The organism is Paenibacillus vietnamensis (assembly GCF_020169515.1).
GTDB lineage: Bacteria > Bacillota > Bacilli > Paenibacillales > Paenibacillaceae > Pristimantibacillus > Pristimantibacillus vietnamensis.
Genome location: NZ_JAHMHW010000001.1, coordinates 744,496 through 766,881, shown reverse-complemented (window position 1 = coordinate 766,881; position 22,386 = coordinate 744,496). Strand labels below are relative to the sequence as shown.

The 22,386-nt window shown below is 51.3% G+C and carries 24 protein-coding genes; all 24 read right to left on the bottom strand.

Features of this window, described 5'->3' with window-relative positions; translation table 11 throughout:
* Positions 1-6: 6 nt before the first annotated feature.
* The 24 genes from rseP to fliQ all read right to left on the bottom strand — a co-directional run bounded on the left by rseP (position 7) and on the right by fliQ (position 22,369).
* The gene (gene rseP / locus KP806_RS03390) at positions 7-1,281 is read right to left on the bottom strand and encodes an RIP metalloprotease RseP (RefSeq protein ID WP_224722127.1); all 1,275 of its coding nucleotides are present in this window, start codon (positions 1,279-1,281) and stop codon (positions 7-9) included.
* Between the two features lie 88 nt (positions 1,282-1,369).
* On the bottom strand, positions 1,370-2,509 hold the full coding sequence (locus tag KP806_RS03385; protein WP_224722126.1) for a 1-deoxy-D-xylulose-5-phosphate reductoisomerase: 1,140 nt from the start codon (positions 2,507-2,509) through the stop codon (positions 1,370-1,372).
* A 14-nt stretch (positions 2,510-2,523) separates the two neighbouring features.
* Entirely contained in the window at positions 2,524-3,315 is a 792-nt protein-coding gene (locus tag KP806_RS03380) for a phosphatidate cytidylyltransferase (RefSeq protein WP_224722125.1), read from the bottom strand.
* Positions 3,316-3,341: 26 nt separating this feature from the next.
* The gene (locus KP806_RS03375; protein WP_224722124.1) at positions 3,342-4,106 is read right to left on the bottom strand and encodes an isoprenyl transferase; all 765 of its coding nucleotides are present in this window, start codon (positions 4,104-4,106) and stop codon (positions 3,342-3,344) included.
* A gap of 62 nt (positions 4,107-4,168) precedes the next feature.
* A complete protein-coding gene (frr, locus tag KP806_RS03370) occupies positions 4,169-4,723 on the bottom strand; it encodes a ribosome recycling factor (protein WP_224722123.1) in 555 nt (184 codons plus the stop codon).
* Positions 4,723-5,451, bottom strand: coding sequence for a UMP kinase (gene pyrH, locus KP806_RS03365; RefSeq protein WP_224722122.1), 729 nt, complete (start codon positions 5,449-5,451; stop codon positions 4,723-4,725). The genes frr and pyrH overlap by 1 nt, the downstream gene beginning before the upstream one ends.
* Positions 5,452-5,620: 169 nt before the next feature.
* Positions 5,621-6,271, bottom strand: a complete 651-nt coding sequence (tsf, locus tag KP806_RS03360; RefSeq protein WP_224722121.1) for a translation elongation factor Ts — start codon at positions 6,269-6,271, stop codon at positions 5,621-5,623.
* A gap of 100 nt (positions 6,272-6,371) precedes the next feature.
* Positions 6,372-7,070 (bottom strand): 30S ribosomal protein S2, encoded by a 699-nt coding sequence (rpsB, locus tag KP806_RS03355; RefSeq protein ID WP_224722120.1) that lies wholly within the window; start codon positions 7,068-7,070, stop codon positions 6,372-6,374.
* 190 nt (positions 7,071-7,260) lie between these two features.
* The gene (locus tag KP806_RS03350) at positions 7,261-7,812 is read right to left on the bottom strand and encodes an endolytic transglycosylase MltG (RefSeq protein ID WP_224722119.1); all 552 of its coding nucleotides are present in this window, start codon (positions 7,810-7,812) and stop codon (positions 7,261-7,263) included.
* Entirely contained in the window at positions 7,805-8,323 is a 519-nt protein-coding gene (locus KP806_RS03345; protein WP_224722118.1) for a DUF6115 domain-containing protein, read from the bottom strand. Before KP806_RS03345 ends, KP806_RS03350 begins: the two co-directional genes overlap by 8 nt.
* Positions 8,324-8,388: 65 nt before the next feature.
* Positions 8,389-9,795 carry a DUF342 domain-containing protein gene (locus KP806_RS03340; RefSeq protein WP_224722117.1) on the bottom strand — a complete coding sequence of 469 codons (1,407 nt, stop codon included), beginning with the start codon at positions 9,793-9,795 and terminating at the stop codon, positions 8,389-8,391.
* 15 nt (positions 9,796-9,810) lie between these two features.
* Complete coding sequence (locus tag KP806_RS03335; RefSeq protein ID WP_224722116.1) at positions 9,811-10,596, bottom strand: FliA/WhiG family RNA polymerase sigma factor; 786 nt, start codon at positions 10,594-10,596, stop codon at positions 9,811-9,813.
* A 4-nt stretch (positions 10,597-10,600) separates the two neighbouring features.
* Positions 10,601-11,038 (bottom strand): hypothetical protein, encoded by a 438-nt coding sequence (locus KP806_RS03330; protein ID WP_224722115.1) that lies wholly within the window; start codon positions 11,036-11,038, stop codon positions 10,601-10,603.
* Position 11,039: 1 nt separating this feature from the next.
* Complete coding sequence (locus KP806_RS03325; protein ID WP_224722114.1) at positions 11,040-11,534, bottom strand: chemotaxis protein CheD; 495 nt, start codon at positions 11,532-11,534, stop codon at positions 11,040-11,042.
* Complete coding sequence (locus tag KP806_RS03320) at positions 11,531-12,151, bottom strand: chemotaxis protein CheC (protein WP_224722113.1); 621 nt, start codon at positions 12,149-12,151, stop codon at positions 11,531-11,533. The genes KP806_RS03325 and KP806_RS03320 overlap by 4 nt, the downstream gene beginning before the upstream one ends.
* A gap of 3 nt (positions 12,152-12,154) precedes the next feature.
* Positions 12,155-12,616, bottom strand: coding sequence for a chemotaxis protein CheW (locus KP806_RS03315; protein WP_224722112.1), 462 nt, complete (start codon positions 12,614-12,616; stop codon positions 12,155-12,157).
* A 13-nt stretch (positions 12,617-12,629) separates the two neighbouring features.
* Positions 12,630-14,714, bottom strand: a complete 2,085-nt coding sequence (locus KP806_RS03310) for a chemotaxis protein CheA (protein ID WP_224722111.1) — start codon at positions 14,712-14,714, stop codon at positions 12,630-12,632.
* Positions 14,715-14,769: 55 nt separating this feature from the next.
* Positions 14,770-16,026 carry a protein-glutamate methylesterase/protein-glutamine glutaminase gene (locus KP806_RS03305; RefSeq protein WP_224722110.1) on the bottom strand — a complete coding sequence of 419 codons (1,257 nt, stop codon included), beginning with the start codon at positions 16,024-16,026 and terminating at the stop codon, positions 14,770-14,772.
* A gap of 27 nt (positions 16,027-16,053) precedes the next feature.
* Positions 16,054-16,926 (bottom strand): MinD/ParA family protein, encoded by an 873-nt coding sequence (locus KP806_RS03300; RefSeq protein ID WP_224722109.1) that lies wholly within the window; start codon positions 16,924-16,926, stop codon positions 16,054-16,056.
* Positions 16,923-18,134 carry a flagellar biosynthesis protein FlhF gene (flhF, locus tag KP806_RS03295; RefSeq protein WP_224722108.1) on the bottom strand — a complete coding sequence of 404 codons (1,212 nt, stop codon included), beginning with the start codon at positions 18,132-18,134 and terminating at the stop codon, positions 16,923-16,925. Before flhF ends, KP806_RS03300 begins: the two co-directional genes overlap by 4 nt.
* Positions 18,131-20,161, bottom strand: coding sequence for a flagellar biosynthesis protein FlhA (flhA, locus tag KP806_RS03290; RefSeq protein WP_224722107.1), 2,031 nt, complete (start codon positions 20,159-20,161; stop codon positions 18,131-18,133). The genes flhF and flhA overlap by 4 nt, the downstream gene beginning before the upstream one ends.
* Before the next feature lie 25 nt (positions 20,162-20,186).
* Positions 20,187-21,281 carry a flagellar biosynthesis protein FlhB gene (flhB, locus tag KP806_RS03285; RefSeq protein WP_224722106.1) on the bottom strand — a complete coding sequence of 365 codons (1,095 nt, stop codon included), beginning with the start codon at positions 21,279-21,281 and terminating at the stop codon, positions 20,187-20,189.
* 15 nt (positions 21,282-21,296) lie between these two features.
* Entirely contained in the window at positions 21,297-22,088 is a 792-nt protein-coding gene (gene fliR, locus KP806_RS03280; RefSeq protein WP_224722105.1) for a flagellar biosynthetic protein FliR, read from the bottom strand.
* Between the two features lie 11 nt (positions 22,089-22,099).
* Positions 22,100-22,369 (bottom strand): flagellar biosynthesis protein FliQ, encoded by a 270-nt coding sequence (gene fliQ / locus KP806_RS03275; protein WP_224722104.1) that lies wholly within the window; start codon positions 22,367-22,369, stop codon positions 22,100-22,102.
* Between the last annotated feature and the right edge of the window lie 17 nt (positions 22,370-22,386).

Below are 22,386 nucleotides of genomic sequence, written 5' to 3'. Positions count from 1 at the left end.
GACTGACTACTCCCCTCTTACCAATCGTAAAATATCATTATAAGTAACCACAAGCATCAGCAGCATAATAAGCGCAAAGCCTACAAAATGCACCATGCTCTCGCGGTTCGGATCTATAGGACGGCGCCTTACGGCTTCCAGTCCGAGGAAAATAAGACGGCTTCCGTCCAGGGCCGGTATCGGCAGCAAATTAAATATACCCAGGTACAGGCTGAGAAGTGCAGTCCATGAAGTTAGCTGCGCAATGCCCTGCTGGGCAATCTGGCTTGTCACCTCGGCAGTCCGGACCGGTCCGCCCAAATCATCCAGCTTGAATTCCCCGAAAAGCAGCTTTTTGAACCCTTCAAATATGCTTCTTGTCATATTTTTCATCAGCTTGGCTGCGCCGGTTACCGTTTCGGAAAAAGTAGCGGCACGCGTCGGCAGAGCGGCGGTGATTCCCACCTTGCCTACTCCTTCATCATTCGGCTCCGGAGTAAGCTCCACTTGCTGGGTGACGCCGTCTCTAATAATGTCCATTTTGACGGGGACATTCGGCGACTTCCCGATCAGATCGATCATTTTATCGAAGTCCGCCCCGATCTTGACGCCGTTAACCGAATCGATGACGTCGCCTTTTTGCAAATTCGCTTTGTCGGCCGGCATCCCTTCCGTAACCTCGTTCACGAACAGCTTATCCGGATTTTCCACCGGAATTCCGGCCATTTGAATATAAGCGGCAAACAGAATGAAAGCAAGCACAAAATTCATTAACGGACCGGCAAAAATAGCCAACGCTCTCTGGCCGACCGTCTTGCTGCCGAACTGCCTGTCTTTAGGCGCGATTTGCGTTTCCTTCCCTTTGCTGATCAAAAGGGCTGTAGGATGAACCTGATAGCTTTCATTTTCGCCTTCGACATCTAATGTAACGGAAAGCTTGCTCTCCAAATCGATACGGACGACTTCTCCGCGGATCACGCCGCTTCTCTCATCCAGACGGTCGAGATAAAGCCTTGTCACCTTATCGTCCTTGATTCGGACCGCAATCGTCTGCCCTTCCTGGACATCGACGATCTCGGGATCCTCTCCCGCCATCCGAACGAAGCCGCCGGCCGGGATCAGCCTTAACGTATATCTTGTTTCTCCGCGTTTGACGCTAAATAGCTTCGGTCCGAAGCCGATTGCAAACTCCCGGACCAAAATGCCCGCCCTCTTCGCGAAAAAATAATGACCCCATTCATGAATCGTTACGATCACGAAAAATACGAGCACTGTCAAAAATACGACCTGAATCATATGCATTAAGCTGAAGCCTCCTGTTCGTTACGGCCTGTACATAGATTATCATTATTCTCCCGTCCGATACAAGAGAACCGCTTTTTAATGCCGGTCATACCGTTTGAGCCAGTCTGCGCGCCCAAGAATCAACTTCCTCAATCATATTCAAATCTAACATATCGGCAGCTTCATGCCTGCTGACGACCGTTTCCAATACTCTCTCGATATCCAAAAAAGTGATTTCGCCGTTTAAAAAGCGGGCAACGGCAACCTCATTTGCCGCATTAAATACGGCAGGCGCCGATTGTCCCGCGCGCCCGCATTCAAATGCGAGCCTTAAGCACGGATACCTGTCGAAATCCATTTCCCTGAAATGCAGCTTGCCGATGTCGGCCAGACGCAGCCGGCCAGTCGGCGTAGGGTAACGATCGGGATAGGTAAGTGCATATTGAATCGGGACCCGCATATCGGGCAGGCCAAGCTGCGCGATTATACTATGATCCGCAAACTCAACGTAAGAGTGAATGATGCTTTCCGGATGGATGAGAACCTCGATTTGATCGTATGTAACGTCGAACAGCCATTTTGCTTCAATGACTTCCAAACCCTTATTTACCATAGTCGCCGAATCTATCGTAATTTTGGCGCCCATTGACCAGTTTGGATGGTTCAGCGCCTCCGCCACCGTCACTCCCTCCAGCTCTTCTCTCGTACGGTCGCGGAAGGAGCCGCCGGATGCGGTCAGCGTAATTTGCTTGATCGCCTGACGGCTTTCCCCGTTCAAGCACTGAAAGATGGCGGAATGCTCGCTGTCGATCGGCAAAATCGACACCTTGCGCTGCTTAGCACGTTCCGTTACGATATGGCCCGCCGTCACCAGCGTTTCTTTGTTTGCAAGGCCGATTGTCTTTCCGGCATCGATAGCCGCGAGCGTTGCCGGTAGCCCTCTGCTGCCGACGATCGCCGTAACGACCGTATCGGCGTCCGTTTCAGCGGCAACCTCGATCAGGCCCTCTTCACCGTAAACGACGCGGGTTCCTGCAGGCAGATGCAGCTTCGCCGCTTCGGCATCCTGTTTTGTAGCCAAACTTACAATCGAGGGCTTGAATTGTTTGGCTTGCCGGAGGAGCAAGTCCACGTTGGAGCCGGCCGACAGACCGACGACTTTGTAACGTTCAGGGTTATGGGCCACGATATCCAACGTTTGCGTACCGATGGAGCCGGTCGAGCCCAAAATGCTTATTTTTTTCATAAAAACCTCCTGAGTTATACGGGGAGAAGCTCCGTCAGCCATAATAACGGAAAGACGATCAGCCAGCTGTCGCACCGGTCCAGAACGCCTCCATGTCCCGGCAGCAAAGCCCCCGTATCCTTAATGCCCCTGACTCGTTTGTAGGCGGATTGAATCAAATCGCCGAATTGCCCTGCGACGGCTGCAATAAGACCAACGAGCAGCGCTTGCGGCAACGAAATCAGCTCAGGTGCGGCGAGTGCGAATATGGCAGAAACGATAAGCGACAGTACAACTCCGCCAAGCGATCCTTCGATCGTTTTGTTCGGGCTGATCGAAGGCCAAAGCTTCGTTTTCCCGAAAGCCTTGCCGAAGAAATAAGCACCGATATCCGAGGACCAGATGCAGAAAAAAGTCAAAAAGGTCCAAAAGAGACCGTGCCCTTCGATTTGCCGGACCTCGATCATTGCCGCAAAGCCGTAACCTACATATAAAGCGCCAAGCAACATGAGCGCGGCGCCGTCAATCGTCGTTTTATTTTTCGTAAGAACCGTAATAGCCAGCAGCAAAAAACCTAGCATCCAAACAATCGTCAATCCGGACACGGTAATTCCCCACTCAGACCATGGAAGCACAAACAGCAGCACGCCCGCATATCCAAGCAAAGAGGACGAATGCGACCATGCAACGCCGTTCATGCGGACGTATTCAGTAAAACCGATCATAGCCAGCAAAATCATTAATCCGGTATAAAGCCAGCCGCCCGCAACAGTCAAGGCGACAAATATAGCCCCTGCTATGACCCCCGTAATTATTCGTTGTCTCAATGAAAAGTCACATCCCGTTACATATGCTACAAACCGCCGTAGCGACGCGCGCGGCGCTGATATTCCAAAATCGCCTGCTGAAGATGCGTTTCCGTAAACTCCGGCCAGTAAACATCGGTGAACCACAGCTCGCTGTATGCCAGCTGCCACATCATAAAGTTACTTAGGCGCAGCTCGCCGCTCGTTCGGATCAGCAAGTCAGGGTCCGGAATTCCGCTAGTCAGCAAACGGTCCGCCATAATGGTATCGTCAATATCTTCCAATGCTAAACGTCCGTCCCGCACATCCGCGGCAATTGATTTTACTGCACCGAGCATTTCCTTTCGGCTGCCGTAGTTCAAAGCAAAATTAAGAACAAGGCCCGTATTATCGGAGGTTTTGGCGATCGCCTCTTCCACCGCGCTTAACGTATACGACGGCAAATCCTCTTTGTGCCCCATCATCCGGACCTGCACATTGTTTGCGATAAGCTCTTCCAATTCAATCTCCAGAAATTGCTGCGGCAGCTTCATTAGAAAATCCACTTCAGCCTTTGGTCTTTTCCAGTTCTCAGTTGAAAATGCATACAGCGTCAAATATTTGATACCCAGCCGATCCGCTTCCATTGTGACACGCTTGACCGCTTTCATGCCGGAATGATGACCTGCCATTCGTGGCAATCCACGAGTTTTAGCCCACCGGCCGTTCCCGTCCATTATGATGGCTACATGCTCAGGCACATTCTCAATGGCATCAGGTCCTTCAGGCTGCAGGGACGATTTGCCAAATTTGGCCCATAGTCGCTCGATCATCTAAGTTCCCCCCAACCGAAATCAAAACCAAACCCCACCTGTCGGAGGGGCCCAAAGTTTATTTATACTTCCATAATCTCTTTTTCTTTGGCGGAAATCACTTTATCCACCTCAGCGATAAACTTATCCGTAGCTTTCTGGATATCTTCCTGATGCCCGCGGGATTCATCTTCCGAAATCGCCGTTTTTTCCAGCTTTTTAATGGAGTCATTCGCATCGCGGCGGATGTTGCGGATCGCGACCTTCGCTTCTTCGCCGAATTTCTTCGACGTTTTAACGAGCTCGGCGCGTCTTTCTTCCGTAAGAGGCGGAATCGAAATCCGGATCGTAGCGCCGTCGTTCGACGGGTTCAGACCCAAATCGGATTTCATGATCGCTTTCTCGATCGCGCTTAGAGACGATTTGTCCCAAGGCTGAATGAACAGCGTGCGTGAATCCGGCGTATTGATGTTCGCCAATTGATTCAGAGGCGTCATTGCGCCGTAATATTCAACCTGAATCCGGTCAAGCAGAGCAGGATTGGCTTTGCCGGCACGCAGCGAGGACAAATCGCGCTTCATCGCCGAAATGGCCTTTTCCATCCGGTCTTCTGCATTTTTCTTAATCTCTTGCGGCATTATTTCGCACTTCCTTTCACAATCGTACCAATTTTCTCGCCAAGGAGGACGCGTTTAATATTCCCTTTCTCGGTAATCGCGAACACGATCAGTGGAATATTGTTGTCCATGCACAACGAGGAAGCGGTAGAATCCATAACTCCGAGGTTACGGTTAAGCATATCCAAGTAAGTAAGCTCTTCGAACTTCTCTGCGGTGCTGTCCTTGAAAGGATCCGCGGAATAAACACCGTCTACTTTGTTTTTCGCCATCAAAATAACTTCAGCTTCGATTTCAGCTGCACGCAATGCCGCTGTCGTGTCGGTCGAGAAAAACGGATTTCCCGTTCCGGCTGCAAAAATAACGACGCGTCCCTTCTCCAGGTGGCGAATTGCGCGGCGGCGGATATAAGGTTCAGCGATTTGATGCATGGCAATCGAAGTTTGAACGCGGGTCGGTACATCGATTTGTTCCAAAGCGTCCTGAAGTGCGAGCGAGTTCATCAGCGTTGCCAGCATGCCCATATAGTCGGCTGTGGCACGGTCGATTCCTTTTGCCGATCCGGCAATACCGCGCCAAATGTTGCCGCCGCCCACGACGATTGCGACTTCAACGCCTAGAGCAACTACTTCCTTTACTTGCTCTGCGATCGAAGAAATGACGGACGCTTCAATGCCGTAGCCTCCCTGCCCGGACAAAGCTTCACCGCTTACTTTCAAGACGACACGTTTATAAACAGGATGTTCCAATTTCATTACCCCCATCATGCACCTCATCTGCCGAGGTCCTTCAAATATGTTTCAACTGTCTTTCTTCCGCTATGAAATAATTAGACACGGAAGATCGACAGGCCTATCCATTCTTATGTGTTCATAAAAGCAGGCGGGGCGGACGCCCCGCCCCGCCTGTGAGTTCGGATTAAAGTTTCGCTTGAGCCATAACCTCTTCAACGAAATTGTCTACTTTTTTCTCAAGACCTTCGCCAAGCTCGTAACGAACGAAGCGGCGGATCGAGATGTTCTCACCGATCGCGCTGATTTTTTCGTTCAGCAGCGTCGAGATCGTTTTGTCCGGATCTTTAATGAAGGATTGCTCAAGCAAGCAATACTCTTCATAGTATTTCGAAATGCGGCCTTCAACCATTTTTTCAACGATTTTTTCAGGCTTGCCTTCGTTCAAAGCTTGTGCTTTCAAGATTTCGCGCTCTTTTTCCAGCTCGTCTGCAGGCACTTCTTCGCGGCGAACGAATTTCGGATTTGCAGCTGCGATTTGCATGGCAACGTCTTTTGCAAATTCACGGAATTGATCCGTTTTTGCAACGAAGTCCGTTTCGCAGTTTACTTCCACGATTACGCCGATACGGCCGCCTGCGTGGATGTACGATTCAACAACGCCTTCAGTAGCGATACGGCCGGCTTTGTTAGCTGCAGCAGCCAAACCTTTTTCGCGAAGCAAGGCGATTGCTTTTTCGATATCGTTGTTCGTTTCATCCAAAGCTTTTTTACAATCGAGCATTCCTGCTCCCGTTCTTTCACGTAGTTCTTTTACCGCGCTAGCGCTAACTGCCATATTAAGCCCTCCTATAAAATCCCTTGATTGATTTGCGTTCAAAAAAAGGGCAGTGAGAGGTTTATCACCATCTGACCACCCTTTGTTGCTTACTGCTGAATTAAGCCGTTGTTTGTTCGCCTTGGTTAGCTTCCACGATAGCGTCAGCCATTTTGGACGTCAACAATTTCACGGCGCGGATTGCGTCGTCGTTACCCGGAATGACATAGTCGATTTCGTCCGGATCGCAGTTCGTATCAACGATACCAACAATCGGAATACCAAGCTTGCGAGCTTCCGCAACTGCGATACGCTCTTTGCGCGGGTCGATAATGAACAGCGCGCTTGGCAGGGATTTCATGCCTTTGATACCGCCGAGGAATTTCTCCAAACGGTCTTTCTCTTTGCGAAGAATGATAACTTCTTTCTTCGGAAGAACTTCGAAAGTGCCGTCCTCTTCCCATTTCTCAAGCTGCTTCAGACGATCGATACGCTTTTGGATCGTTTGGAAGTTGGTCAGCGTGCCGCCGAGCCAGCGTTGGTTGATGTAGAAGTTGCCGCAACGCTCCGCTTCTTCTTTCACGGAGTCTTGAGCTTGTTTTTTCGTGCCTACGAACAGCATAGTGCCGCCGTCAGCCGCGATCGATTTAACAAAGTTGTACGCTTCGTCAACTTTCTTAACCGTTTTTTGCAAATCGATAATGTAAATTCCGTTTCTTTCTGTGAAGATATAACGATCCATCTTAGGGTTCCAGCGACGAGTCTGGTGACCGAAGTGTACCCCAGCTTCGAGAAGCTGTTTCATGGAAATAACCGCCATTTCTTCAACACCTCCTGTAATGGTTTTTTAGTGCCCTCCGCTAGTCGCATCTTTTGTCAAAACTTTCGCCGGGCGAAAGCACCATTTGACAAAATTGACCTGCGTGCGTTTTTAACACCGTGAATTAATATACCATAAATAGCATGCATGTGCAACAAAGGCTATCAAAATATTACTCGTCTCTTTCTGATTATTGACTGAACGCAGAGGCACCGTAAGCCAGCTCTTCCGCTTCGGCTTTCGTAAGCGGCTGGCTTGTCACGATTTTTATCGCTTCTCCGGCGGTCATCCCTTCGTAAAAACGAAAATAACCTGCCCGAACCAGCTTTTTGGACTTGTTCATCCGTTCGACAAATTCCGATTTGTCTGTGATGACGCGATGCTCGGCCAGCAGCTCGGACGTTCTCGTCAAATCGTAGCCGGCTTCGATCCGGATGATGTGCTGTTTCTGCTTCTGCTCTTGCCTTACAGCCTCCGCTTCCGGTTCGGAAGCAGACGGCTTCGCCGACGGCGAAACCGCCCCTGCCGTCTCCGTTACGCTATCCATTTCCGCGGTTACCCGCTCCGCTTTCAATAAAGCGTCGACCTCCGCCTGAGTGTACGTCCTGGCCGCGAAGCCGCCGCTGCCGGGCTGCTGCAGGCTCCGTTTGCTTTCCTCGCCGAGCAGCATAAGCTGAAACAGCAAAGCTCCGGCTATGATGCCGACGCCAAGCCCGAACAAAAAACCGCGGTGCTTAAGCATAGGCGGCCACCTCCTGCTTTGCCAGCTGAATAATCAGCTGGACCTCGCCCTTGTTCATACCCAGCTTCTTCGAGATCGCTTCAATCGATTTTCCTTGATCGTAAAGCTGAAATAATTCCGGATATCGGGTTTGAATCGTATTGCGGTGAGCGGCAGCTGCCGGCTTTTCTATTGCTTCGGCAGGCACAGAAGCGGACTGCGCCTGCGCAGCCGCGCGGTGCTGAAGCTGCTGAAGCTGCTCGGACAGCCGGCCGCATTTTTGCTCAAGGGCGTCAATCCGTTTATCCTTTAGCTCGGACTCCGCCTTTGCGGCCCGCTGAGCCTCCGCAACCAACTGCATCAGCTCCTGATTTTCCTTCTCCATATTTTCCATGAATTGTTCAAGAGCGATCTCCATATTTTGAACGGTTTGTTCCGGCTGCTCCGCAAGCTGTTTCTTACGGGGGGTGGCCAGAGCGGCGACGATCACGACCGCGCCTAGCAGTAATAAATAAGGTAAATATGGCTGCATCGTGTCAAACCCGCCTTTCCGGTAAGCCTTCCTGATAGATTGATATCGAAACGAATTTAATCAGGTTAAGTATTGTAAGGCAGCATGGCGATATCTCCCTCCGAATAGCGGAAGGAAACTCGCAGCGCAGTGTCCTTGATAAATTTCGTGTACCTGCCGATGACGATCTTCGTTCCGCCGTATACGGTATTGGCGACATCGACCTTGGAGACGCTTGAATCTTCCAGCGTTTTCTCGATTTCCAGCACGCGGATTTTCATCTGCTCATTCTCATCTACCGTCTGCCGCTTCGTCGCGGTAAGCTTGATTCTTAAAGCCAATCTGTCCGGCGTCAGCTGTCCCGCTGCAGCCAGCTGATCCAAGATGACAAGTGCTTTTTCCGTCTTATCGAGACTGTCCGCATTCTGCCTGATTTTCGTCCGCAGCTCAAGCAGTTCGGCTCTGCTTTCGGGTTTCACACCAACCTCGACCGAGGTGGCCGTGGACATCGAATTCCCGATTATGCGCGCCGATACGGCGTCGCCCGCTTGAACGACACCCCCGACGATTAAACCTTTTGTTCCCGCACAAATAACGCTTTTACCCGCTTTCACATGTGAATGCATAATGCTCTGCGTCACAAGGACGTCCTCGCCGGCAATTACATTGCCGTCTTGAATGAATGAACACCGGACGTTGCGGCCCGCTTTGACGAACCCCTTGCTTCCGGCCAAAATGCCGCCCGTAATTTCAACCGAGCCTTCGGATTCGATTTCGGCTCCCTCTACCCCTCCGATCACCCGGATATCGCCTGAAGCGCGGATGCGGAAGCCGCTTAGCACGTTGCCGCGGATAACGACGGTTCCGACAAAATCGATATTGCCGATGCTGTAATCCACATCGCCGTTCACTTCGTAAATCGGGAACACATTGATTTTATCCTTGTCCGTCATCGTAATCATACCGTCGATCGTGGAATACATCGCCGTTTGATCGTCGTTTACGACAACGTTTTTCCCAATCTTGAATCTGACCTGCTTCCCAAGCCGCGGAGGAATCATATCACCCGTCACCGTCATCCCCTGCGGTCCTGGCGCCGGTTCGAAGCGTTCGGCAATCAGCTGGCCGCGAACAACGTTTTTAAGCTGGACGACTTCTTTAAAATCGATTTTCCCGTCATCCGTCTCGGGCGGACGGCTATTTTTCTGGTCCATATCGTATATGAGCTTCACATAGCCGTCTTTGCCCGGCACCGGGGCCGTTCCTTGCGCGATTAACGTCTGCTCTTTGCAGTATGCAAGAGGGACGGCTGCAATTTGGTTCAGCACATCCGTCCGGAGTCCATAGACAATCCCTTTGCTGCGCGCAAAACACTCAAGCTCTTCGGCCGTACATGAAAAGTCATCCGTCAGACGGTTAAATGTTAGAAAGGCAGACAGCTTATCCGCTGAAGTTTGCAGCCGCAGGTATGTTTCCAAAGTTTGATTGTCCACCTTACTTCCTCCTTCCTAATGCTGAAGCAGTTGATCTTTATGTTTATCCAGTGCTCCCCGCAGCCGTAAAATGGCTTTCGAATGCAGCTGGGAAATTCTCGAAGGCGATAATGACATGACCTCGGCAATCTCGCTTAACGACAGCTCCTCGTAATAAAACAAGGATACGACCGTCCGCTCTTTTTCCGTCAGTCGCTCTATGCCTTTGATCAAGGATTCCTTCAAATAAAATTCATGAACCTTATAGTCCGGGTTTTTAGCTTTTTCGTCGACTAGCAGAGATTTTCGGGTTTCGGCTTCCTCGTCGCGGATCGGATCCTCCAGGGAGCAAACCGTCGTGACGGAAATATCCTGAAGCATAGCGACAAAATCCTTCTCGGAAACCTGTAAATATTCGGCGATCTCGGCATCGGTAACGGAACGCAAATAGTGCTGCTCCAAATGCTGATAAGCCTCTTCCACCTTTTTCGCTTTCTCGCGCACGGAACGCGGAACCCAATCGCCCTGCCTCAGGCCGTCGATAATGGCCCCCCGGATCCGCCAGGAAGCGTAGGTTTCGAATTGCAGCCCCCGGCAATAATCGAACTTCTCGATCGCGTCGATTAATCCCATCACGCCGTTGCTCGCGAGATCGTCCTTCATTACATTTTTGGGAAGCCCGATCGCCATCCGGTTCGTTACGTATTCGACAAGCGGCAAATACTGCTCAATCAGCTGTTTTTTCGCATCCAGATCGCCTTGCTCCTTCCAGGCTTGCCATTTCCGGAAGTTCGTCAAATGAGGCGTTTTCTGTTCGATCATCGACTCACTCTCCTGTCAGATGACGAATGGCTTTGGCCAATTCCTCAGGTTGTGTATTTTTGGCGGATAGCAATTGAGGAGGTTCCAGCGGCCGGAATTGCGGCGCCTCTTTTGCGGACTTTCCGGCGAAAGGCGCCGCAGCGCCGTCCTGCATCGCGGATTTTAACAATTGATTGAGATCGTCCGTTTCATCCGGCGTCTGCAGGTCAAGCTGTGTCCCCTTGTCTTCAGCCGGCTCCGGCTGCTCTGTGGCTAGCGCGGGCGGCTGCAGGATAAAGGCAAGCGCAATACGCAAAACATATGCCAGTACAAAAAAAGCGATGAAAGCATATACGCTTCTAATCAGCATCACGCTAACCGGATTGTTCCCGATTGAGAAAACGATCGTAAGAACGGAGCCGGTCATTCCCATAATGACATTCCATCGCCAAGTTCCCAGCATTTCAAATCTCCTTTGTTCCAAACTGTACGCTTCGGATCGATAACATTCCGTTCGTGCTGTCAAACTCAATTGTCCGACCGTAGCTTCCTCCCGTATCTTGAGCCAGCACCGGTATTCTGTAACGGTGGAGCATTTCGCTGCAGGACTCCACGTTGCGCGGACCGATCCGCAAGGAATCCGAATGGCCCGACATGGCGAACATTTGTGCGCCGCCGGCCATTTTTGCTTTTATGCGTTCGATCAGAGCACCTGCAAACAGCATCCGGTCAAGCAGCTCGGGAATGGCGGTATCCGCGTACTTGGCCGCATTTATTTTGCTTTCACGCGCGATTTCCGACGACGGCAGCATCACATGGGCCATGCCGGCGATTTTTCGCACGGGATCATACAAGGTCAGCCCGACACATGAGCCTAAGCCTGTCGTTTTTAGAATCGCCCCGTCGGTTGCGATATTTAAATCCGCCATGCCGACCTTGACCAGGTTTTGTTGTATCATTCGCCCAGTACTCCCAGCGCCCTGAAAATTTTCTCGAACGAATCCGGGTCGGGGATAAGGAAGAAATGCCCTTCAAGCGACTGATGATCCTCAAGAAATGTCGTTTCGATTAATAAAGCGGAGTCGCCCATCTCTCCAAACTGCATGAGGCCGTAGCTTAATATCGCTCCTGCCATATCTACCGCGATTGCAGGCACGGACGGCGACATGGGCAATTGCGTAAAATCGGCCAACGACGATAAATAAGAGCCCGCTAAAATATTTCCGATTTCGCACAGGGCGGAAAGCTCCATCTCCGAGTAACCTTCCTGCTCCTGTTCTTTGATCGACAGCAGCTGCCTCAATATCCGTTTCGCCGCCGCTTCCTCGATGATGAAAAACATGTTGCCTGGCGCCTCGCCCTCTACCCTAAGGAAAACCGCAAGCACAATCTGCTCCGACCCGCCGACGCGATCGGCTATTTCCTCAAACGGCAGCAGGCTGACCTTCGGAACAGCCATATCGACGGGCTTGTCCAGCAGGCGGGACAATGCCGTTGCCGCATTGCCCGCGCCTATGTTGCCGACTTCTTTCAGCACATCCAGCTCAAAAGCCTCAAACCGGTTAAATAAACTCACGATCTATACCTCGAGCTGTTCAAGCTGGATAATTTCGTTTTTGTTCAATACCTCGGACAAATTCAGCATGATGAGAAGTCGGCCCTCACCAAGCTTGGCGATCCCTCTTAAATATTTCGCTTTGATTCCCCCGACGATTTCCGGCGGCAGGTCGATCGTATCGGTATCGATATCGATGACGTCGTTAGCCGAATCGACGATAAAACCAACCTCCATTTCGGCGACCGCAACGACGATGATTCTGGAGTTTTCGGTCGGTGTCGTTTCCGTCAGCTGAAAGCGGCCGCGAAGATCGATGACCGGAACGACGACTCCGCGCAAATTAATAACGCCTTTGATAAAAGAGGCCGTCTTCGGCACCCGCGTAATCGGGGACATCCTTTCGATCGTGCGTACTTTATCGACTTCAATGCCATACTCTTCAGTGCCAAGCGCGAATACGATAACCTTTAACTCTTCTCCCATCGTGAAAACCTCCCTATTTGATCAAAGCATTCGGATCAATAATAAGCGCCACGTAACCGTCGCCGAGAATGGTGGCTCCGGAAATCGCTTCGATATTCGTTAAATACTTTCCGAGTGATTTCAGGACAATCTCGCTTTGGCCGATAAACTCGTCGACCGTGACGGCAGCCCATTTCTCGCCCTTCCGCACGACGACGATTTCCGTTTCGTCTTCCTCTTCATCATTAAAGTCCGGTGATTCCAGCACCTTGCTTAACGAGACGAGCGGGATAATCGAGCTGCGGAATTCGATCATGCGGTTGCCGTGTATGTTTTTGATTTGTTCCTTTCGGATAATGCCGGTCTCGACGATAGATGATAGCGGAATTGCATATTTTTCCGAACCTAGCTTGATCAACATGGCGGAAATAATGGACAAGGTGAGCGGCAGCTGGACCGAAAACTTGCTTCCTTTGCCGAATGCGGATTCCAGCGTCACGTTTCCGCCCAAGGATGTGATTTTCGATTTGACAACATCCAGCCCGACACCGCGTCCGGATATATCGGAAATTTTGTCCGCCGTGCTGAAGCCCGGCGCAAAAATCAGATGATTGATTTCGTCGGAGGTGAGCTGTTTTGCCTGCTCTTCCGTAACGACGCCGTTTTTGATAGCCGTTTTCAGCACCTTTTCCTGATTGATGCCGCGTCCGTCCTCCTCCACCTCGATGAAGACATGATTGCCGCTGTGGTACGCTCTCAAATAAATTGTTCCAACCTCCGGCTTGCCGGCTGCGATTCTCTCCTCTACCGTTTCCAGACCGTGATCGACGGAATTGCGGAGAAGATGCACAAGCGGGTCGCCGATCTCGTCGATGACTGTCCGGTCAAGCTCCGTATCCGCACCCGTAATAACCAGATCGATTTTCTTATCCAAGGATTTGGCCAGATCGCGAATCATCCGAGGAAACCGGTTGAAAACCGAATCGACGGGAACCATCCTCAGCTTCAGAACGATGCTTTGCAGGTCCGAGCTGACCCGGGCCATATGCTCTACCGTCTCGGTTAAATCCGTACGCTTGATCTCGCTGGAAAGCTGCTCGAGCCTGACGCGGTCGATAAGCAGCTCACTGAACAGATTCATGAGCGTATCCAGCCGGTCGATATCGACGCGGATTGTTCGAGATACGTTCGCCGCCGGCGCCGGAGACGTTTGCGCTCTGGCAGGTGCCGCTTCCTTCGCCGGTACAATAGTCGGCTTATCGGCCGGCGGTTCGACTGCGGCAGCCGACGCCTCGATGGCTTCGGCCGCCGCTGCGGCCGGCGCTGCGCTGAGCATGGACAACGATTCCTCATCCAAAGCGGTTACGGCGGCATCTTCGATTTCGGAAATGTTTAAAATCTGATTTTGGAGCTCCTCTTGGGCGGTGCCCGAAATGATGAACACGGAGAACGTAAAATCGAATTTGTCCTGCTCGATATCCTGAACGGACGGATCGGACTTAATAACTTCGCCGTTTTTCTCCAGCACCTCAAATACCATATAAGCGCGTACGGCTTTCAGAAGACAGCTGTCGCGAATGGTTACTTTTATATGGTAAGCCTGAACACCGGCCTCAATCGATTGGAGCAAAATCGAAGCCTGAAATTCATCAAGCAGTACGCTGCCGGAATCTGTTGCAGCTCCTGTTGCCGAAGCCGGCTCAGCCGTATCGGCTTGACCGGCCTTCGCCGGGCTATAGTCGCTTTTCAAAATTTGCTGCAAGGAAGCAACGATCGCCGTAACATCGGCTTTCCCCGTCCCTCCGCCTACGATATCCTGAACCATCGCTTCCAAGGCATCCAAGCCTTTGAACAGAGTATCGAATATAAAGCTGTCCATGATGAGCTTGCCGTTCCGCACGAGATCCAGCACATTTTCCATCTCATGCGTGAGCGCCGCCAGATCCTCAAAGCCCATCGTCGCAGACATCCCTTTCAGCGTATGGGCGGATCGAAAAATGGACTGAACAATACTAAGATCTTCGGGCTCGTTCTCGAGCTGAAGCAAATTTTCATTCAAGGATTGCAGGTGATCGTTCGATTCGTCGATAAACATCGACAGATAGGCATTCATATCCATTTCCTAGCACCTCCTGTTAGTATTGTTAACTTGTACGGCCCGTTTGCCTCTGCTGTTATTGCGATACGGCTTTGATCAGCTGCTCTCCAATGCGCTGCAGAGGAACGATTTGATGCGCGCAGCCCGCTTCGACAGCTGACCGGGGCATGCCGTAGACGACGCACGTTTCTTCGGCTTCGGCAATCGTTGAATCGACCCCGCATTCCACAAGCTTCTTCATTCCTTTGGCGCCGTCGCTGCCCATTCCGGTCATGATGACCGCATGTCTTTGCAATTCGCCAAACGGGACTAACGACTCAAACATGACGTCAACCGAAGGGCGATGGCCATTTCGCGGCGGTGCCTCCGTCAGCACGATCGAATAGCCGGAGTGATCCTTTGCCAGCTCCATATGATAGCCTCCTGGCGCAACGTATACGACGCCGGCGGAAACCCTGCAGCCATGCTCTGCTTCTACAACCTTCAGTCCGCTGAACGTATCCAGCCTCTGCGCCAGCGATTTCGTAAATTTCGGAGGCATATGCTGGACAACCAGAACGGGAGCAGGAAAATTTGCCGGCAGTGACGTAATGACCTCGTGCAGCGCTCGCGGCCCTCCCGTTGAGGTCCCGATTGCAACGATATGCTTATAGGACGAAGAGGAATCGGGTAGGCTGCCTTTCTTGCCTGCAACAGAAAAATCCCGTCTTTCAGGCACGGCAGCTTGCACGAACTTCTTCTCTACCGGCTTTGGCGACGGCTTCTTTGCCGCTCTTGCGTCCGCTTCCTGAATCGGCTCGTCTTTTCTTTCGTGATAAGTCGTATGTATGGGCGGCGCAGGCGGCAGGATCAACTGTTTGTCCCTGACAGCCTTACTAGCCGAAGGCTCGAACGGCAGCGTTTCCTTCATTTCGATAACCGGCTGATATCGTTTCGTCATGACGGCGATCCGAAGCTTCTCAAGCAGCACCTCGCCTACTTGATAAATATCGTTCGATAAAGCGCTGGACGGCTTACGGATGAAATCGAAAGCGCCGAACTGCAAAGCTTTAATCGTCTCTCTGGTGTTGTCTTCGCTTATGCCGGAAAGCATGATGACGGGCGCCGGACATTCCTTCATAATGATTTGAAGCGCCTCGATGCCGTTCATCAGCGGCATTTCCAGGTCCATCGTAACCGCATCGGGCTTGCAGTCCCTGACCGCCTCTACAGCCTCCCGGCCGTTAGATGCCGTCGCAACAATTGTGAAAATCGGATCCCGCACGATCAAATCACTTATGATTTTCCTCATAAACGGGGAATCATCGACAACGAGCACCCGATAAGGAGCCATCGTTCTCCCTCCTCTTAAATCCAAGGATTATCTCGAAAGCCTGAACATTTTGTTTAAAAAACCTTTAACGCCGCCGAGTGTCTGCGGCTGGGTTTGCGGCAAATCGAGAAACTGCTTGGCAATCCTCTCCAGAGCTACCGAAGCTTCGCTTCCAGGATAAGCAACCGAAAATGGAATTTGACGCTTCACCGCTTTGGAGACGAAGGGATCATCCGGCAAAATGCCTAAGGAAGGCAGCTTAGACTGCAAAAACCTCTCCGCAACCAGGCTGATCTTATCGGCGGTCTGCTTTCCTTCGCGCGGGTCGGCAGCCCGGTTCACGATGAGCTTGAACCGAACGTCGTGATTCATTCCTTTGACCATTTTGATCAGCGCATAGGCGTCCGTAATCGAAGTCGGCTCCGGCGTCGTGACCACGATCGTCTCTTGCGCTGCCGTTATAAATTTAACCGTTTCTTTAGACAGTCCGGCCCCCGTGTCAAACAAGATAATGTCGTACACCCCGTGGAGCTTGCCGATTTCCCTCTCGAAGCCGTTCAATTGCTCAGAGCTGAGATCAAGCAGATCCTTAAACCCCGAACCGCCGGCGATAAAATGAAGCCCCTCCGGTCCTTCCTGGACGATTTCCCAGATCGTCCTTTCCTGTTTGAGCAAATGATACAAATTATAGGGGGACGTAATCCCCATCAGCACATCTATATTCGCCATGCCGATGTCGGCATCGAACACGAGCACCTTTTGGCCCATCCTCTGAAGCGTCAGCGCAAAATTCAAGCTGAAATTCGATTTCCCGACCCCGCCTTTGCCGCTCGTTACCGTTACGATCCTCGTCGTCCGGCCTTCTTCATGCAGCTCCTTTTGTTTCATTAGGTGGCGTAATGCTTCCGCTTGATCGTTCATCGGCTCTTACTCCCTAACAAAAGCTGGATATAGGTATCGATATCGAAAAGATCGATATCGTCCGGCACAGTTTGGCCGCTTGCCAAGTAAGTGGGATAGAGCTCATAACACATGACCAGATTAAAAATTGCGCCGTAAACGGACGTTTCGTCCAGCTTGGTGAACAACACCTTGCTTACGCCATATTTGCGGAAATGTTCAGCTACGTCCGCCATGTCTTTTGTCTTCCCCGTCATGCTGAGCACCAGCACCGTTTCGCTCGGCTCGTTCGACTGCAGCAGGCTGTTAACCTCAGACACATGAAGCTCGCTCCGGAAATTTCTGCCCGCCGTGTCCATATAAATCAGCTCGCATCCGGTTAGCTGGCCGAAGGCTTTAGGCAAATCCATAGGCGAGAATACGACTTCCAGCGGCACGTTTAGAATGTTTGCATAGGTACGAAGCTGATCGACCGCCGCGATCCGGTACGTATCCGATGTTATAAAACCGACCTTGCGTCCCTGCTTGATCGTTTGTTCCGCTGCCAGTTTCGCGATCGTCGTCGTTTTGCCGACGCCTGTCGGTCCGACAAAATGGACGACACGGGCCTCAGTGCTTATTCCATGGCCAGCGAACGGTTGCAGCCAGATTCCGATCTGTTCGGATGCGAGCTCCCAAACCTGCTCCCGCGTAAACTCGGTTTTTCCCTCCATCTGCTTGTCCAGAATCGTTTGGATGAGACGCTCCCGCCACTGAACATCCATTTCCTGCTCCTCAAGCCGACGTTTCAGGTCGCCGAGAGCTTCCGTCATTGCGGCTTCCGCGCTGCTGCCGGACGCCATCCTGACCATCATTTGCCTCAAGTCGCGAATTTCATCAATAATATATTGCTCCCGCTCCAGCGCTTCTTTCTTCGGAGGCTGTTTATCCGTCTCCGGCGCCTCCAATACGGCTGTAGATGCCATTTGCGCACCTTGGATAAGCTGTTCGATAGCCGCATTCATGCGCGGCGCGTGGGGCTGCTGCTGAGGAAGCTGCTTTGCCGCCGGTTTAGACGGGTTCGATTCGATGGCGGCGATGACCTCCATCTTTTTTTTCCGGAACATCCCCATAAAGCCGCCGACTTTTATTTCCTTCGTATTTAAAATAACCGCATCTTTGCCCAGCTCGTTTTTGATCATGGAAACGGCTTCCGGCAGAGCATTTACAACATACCGTTTGACTCTCATAAGTTCACCACCCCGACGCTTTGAACTTCAATGTTAGGCTCGAGCTCACTGTAAGAAAGGACGGGAATGTCCTGCATCGTCCGTTCGACTATTTGCCTCAGGTACATCCGGATCGTTGGCGAAGCCAGGACGACAGGCTGCTGACCGGATTGGATTTGCCGGCTCACTTGCTCGTTAAGCTTCTGATAGATTTGCTGAGTTGAGACGGGATCCAAAGCGATGTAGCTGCCTTGCTCGGATTGCTGAACGGATTCGGCAATTTTTTTCTCCAGCTGAGGACCTACGGTAATGACGCGAAGCGTATCTCCGCCGGGCGAGAACATTTGTGTAATTTGTCTGGACAATGATTGGCGCACGTATTCCGTCAGTACATCGGTATCCTTCGTATAGCCGCCGTGATCGGCAAGCGCTTCGAAAATCGTCACCAGATCCCTGATGGACACCTTTTCCTTTAGCAGCTTCGCCAGCACCTTTTGAACGTCTCCGACCGTCAGAATGGAAGGTATAAGCTCATCGATTAGCGCCGGATAAGATTCCTTGACGTTCTCAACCAGCATTTTCGCTTCCTGGCGACCGATCAGCTCATGTGCGTGACGTTTAATAATTTCGGTCAAATGGGTCGCTACGACGGACGGCGGATCAACAACGGTATAACCCGAAAGCTCGGCACGCTCCTTCATCTGCTCGTCGATCCAAATGGCCGGCAGGCCAAACGCCGGCTCGGTCGTTTCGATGCCGATGACCGAATCGTCCTCAAAACCGGGACTCATCGCAAGGTAGTGGTTGAGCAGCAAATCGCCGCGGGCGACCGTATTGCCTTTAATTTTGATGACATATTCATTGGGCTTCAGCTGAATGTTATCCCGGATACGTATGACCGGTACGACGAGCCCAAGCTCAAGCGCGCATTGTCTGCGTATCATGATGATCCGGTCCAGCAGATCGCCGCCCTGCTGAGTATCCGCCAGCGGAATCAGGCCGTATCCGAATTCGAATTCGATCGGATCCACCTGCAGCAGGCTTATGACGCTTTCGGGGCTGCGCACCTCCTCGATTTGCTGCTCCTCGACAAGCATCTCCTCCTGCTCCTGCCGCTTCGCGATCGCCTTCTGCATGAACCAGCCGCCTGCGGCTAGCATAATGGCGAAAGGCCAGGTTCTCAAAATGCCGATCGGCGTTAATCCGAGCAAGCCGATTGTTCCGGCTGCGACAAACAACAGCTTCGGATATTTGAACAGCTGATTCGTCACGTCCTCGGCCAAATTGCCGTCGGATGCCGCTCTCGTCACGATCAGGCCGGCTGCCGTAGAAATAAGCAAGGCGGGAATTTGGCTGACAAGGCCGTCCCCGATCGTAAGGATCGAGAACGTTGATAGCGATTCGGCAAAGCTAAGCTCGTGAACCGTCATCCCGATAATAAATCCGCCGATCAGGTTAATGACCAAAATAATGATCGATGCGATTGCGTCACCTTTTACAAATTTGCTGGCACCGTCCATCGCTCCGTAAAAATCGGCCTCACGCTCGATTTTGGAGCGGCGTTCCTTTGCCTGCTGTTCGTTGATAAGTCCCGCGTTAAGATCGGCATCGATGCTCATTTGCTTGCCCGGCATCGCGTCGAGCGTAAATCTCGCCGCTACCTCGGCCACGCGCTCCGAGCCCTTTGTGATGACGATAAACTGAACGACGACGAGTATCAGGAAAACGATAAAGCCGATTGCGATCTGTCCTCCGCCTACCCAGCTTCCGAAGGTGGCAACAACCTCTCCAGCTTCCGCATGCGATAAAATATTTCTTGTTGTTGAAATGTTAAGCGCAAGCCGAAATAGAGTTGTAATCAGCAAAATGGCGGGAAAAATCGAGAAATCGAGCGCTTCCCGAGTATTCATGGCAATGAGCAGGATCATTAACGCAACCGAAATATTAAGAATGATCAGCACATCAAGCAATAATACCGGGATCGGGATGATCATCATAAGTACGATGCCGATGACGCCAAACAGGATGATTAAATCTTTTGCCTTCATGGCGCTGCCTCCCCCCGTTCCATATTTAAGACTTTACGCGGTCTTTCATTTTATAGACATAGGCGAGCACCTCGGCTACAGCCTGGAATAGGTCCGGCGGAATGACGTCCCCGATTTCCGCTCTCTCGTACAGCGCTCTGGCCAGCGGCTTGTTTTCCATCATCGCGACGCCGCTTTCTTTGGCTACCTCCCTGATTTTCAGCGCGATATGGTCCATGCCTTTGGCGATGATTTTGGGAGCTTCCATTTTCGATGCGTCGTATTGAAGGGCGACGGCAAAGTGGGTCGGGTTCGTAATGATCACATCCGCTTTAGGAACCTCCTGCATCATCCTGGCGAGCGCCATTCTCCGCTGCCGTTCGCGGATTTTGCCTTTTATAAGCGGATCGCCTTCCGATTTCTTATATTCGTCTTTTATGTCCTGCTTGGACATCCGGAGGCTCTTGCCGTGCTCGTATCTCTGATAGAAATAATCGGCTAGAGCCAGAACGGTCAGCACCGCCCCCGTCTCGATCCCCAGCTTTAAAGTCAGCCCCGCCGTGAAGCTGAAGATGTCCTGAATGGGCAGGCTTGCAAGCACGAGAATCGTTTCCCATTCCCTGGATACGGCCATAAAGACCAAAATACCGATGATGAGCAGCTTCAAAACGCTTTTCAAAAATTCGACGAGTGTTCTTGCAGAAAAAATCTGCTTGAAGCCATTGATCGGATTCAGCTTGTTCAGCTGCATCTTGAGCGGTTCGCCCGTTAACAGAAAACCGAATTGAATGATATTCCCGAGTATGCCGATAACGAACGCAATCGCAAAGATAGGCATCAAAATCAATAAAAGCTGGGTCGTCACATCATTGAAAAGCGTCATGACATTTCCGGCCGTCAAATCCATCAAAAGCCAGTCCTCGAACAGATTGCCGAATAGCATCAGAATATGCTGCTTATAAAAGCCGCCAAGCATCATGAAGCTCATAAACGTAAACAGCATGATGAAAGAACCGGGAAGGTCCGCCGACCTTGCAACTTGCCCTTTTTTTCTGGCCTCTGCCTTTTTCTTCGGAGTCGCTTGCTCCGTCTTCTCCTGACTGAATAATTGGAGATCCAGCTTCAGGCTGTACTTGCGCACGATCGTATCCTCCCATTATCCTTCAGGCGGCCCTTGAATGATTCCGAATAATTGCTCAAGCGATTCGAACATGATGGCAAACAGCTTGTCGAAAATGCCCGCCAAACCCGGCATTAGCAATATCAGCAGCAGAATGCCGATCAGCAGTTTAAGCGGTATGCCGATAACGAATACATTAAATTGCGGAGCCGTTTTCGTCAGAAAGCCTAGCCCCACATCCGCAAGAAACATCGCAACGACGAGCGGTGCGGCAATCTGAACGGACAGGAGAAAGGTATTCCCGACAAGTCTCGTTAAATAATCGGTTACGCTACCGCTCATAAGCCTGCTGAACAATTCATTCGACAATGGCATCCATTCATAGCTGTCCATTAAGCCTTTCAGCATATAATGATGACCGTTCATCATCAGAAAAACGACGATCAGAAGCATGTACTTGAAATTTCCCAGCAGCGGCGCCGAGGTTCCCGTATGAGGATCGACGATGTTCGCCATCGCGAAGCCGACCTGCAGATCCATGAACGCTCCGGCGGTTTGAACGACCGTAAAAAAGAGGTAGACCGCATAACCCATCAGCACCCCGACGAGCAGCTCACGCAGCAGCACGAGTATATATCCGGCATCCGGCACGATCGTTTGCTTAATTCCGTATGTAAGAAACACAATTAATGAAATAAAAAATCCGAGTCCGATTTTGAATGTATTCGGCACGCCTCGCGAAGAAAAGACAGGAGCGACGACGAAAAATGCAGTTATTCGACAAAAAATCAGCAAAAAAATAGGAAACCCCTGTACGATCGCATTCATTCCATCACAACCTAACCGATGTATTGATGAAGATTATTCAGCAGATTGTAAGTGAAATCGATAATCGTATTTAGAATCCACGGACCAAAAATAATGATAGAGACGAATACCGCTACGATTTTGGGAACAAAGGCTAAGGTCTGCTCTTGAATTTGTGTTGTCGCTTGAAAGATACTGACGATCAAACCGACGATCAACGCAAGAGCAAGCATCGGCGCGCTGGCTTTCAAAACTACGAAGACGGCCTCCCCGGCAAGCCCGATGATGAAGTCCGTACTCATGTTCCTCTCCTCCCGGC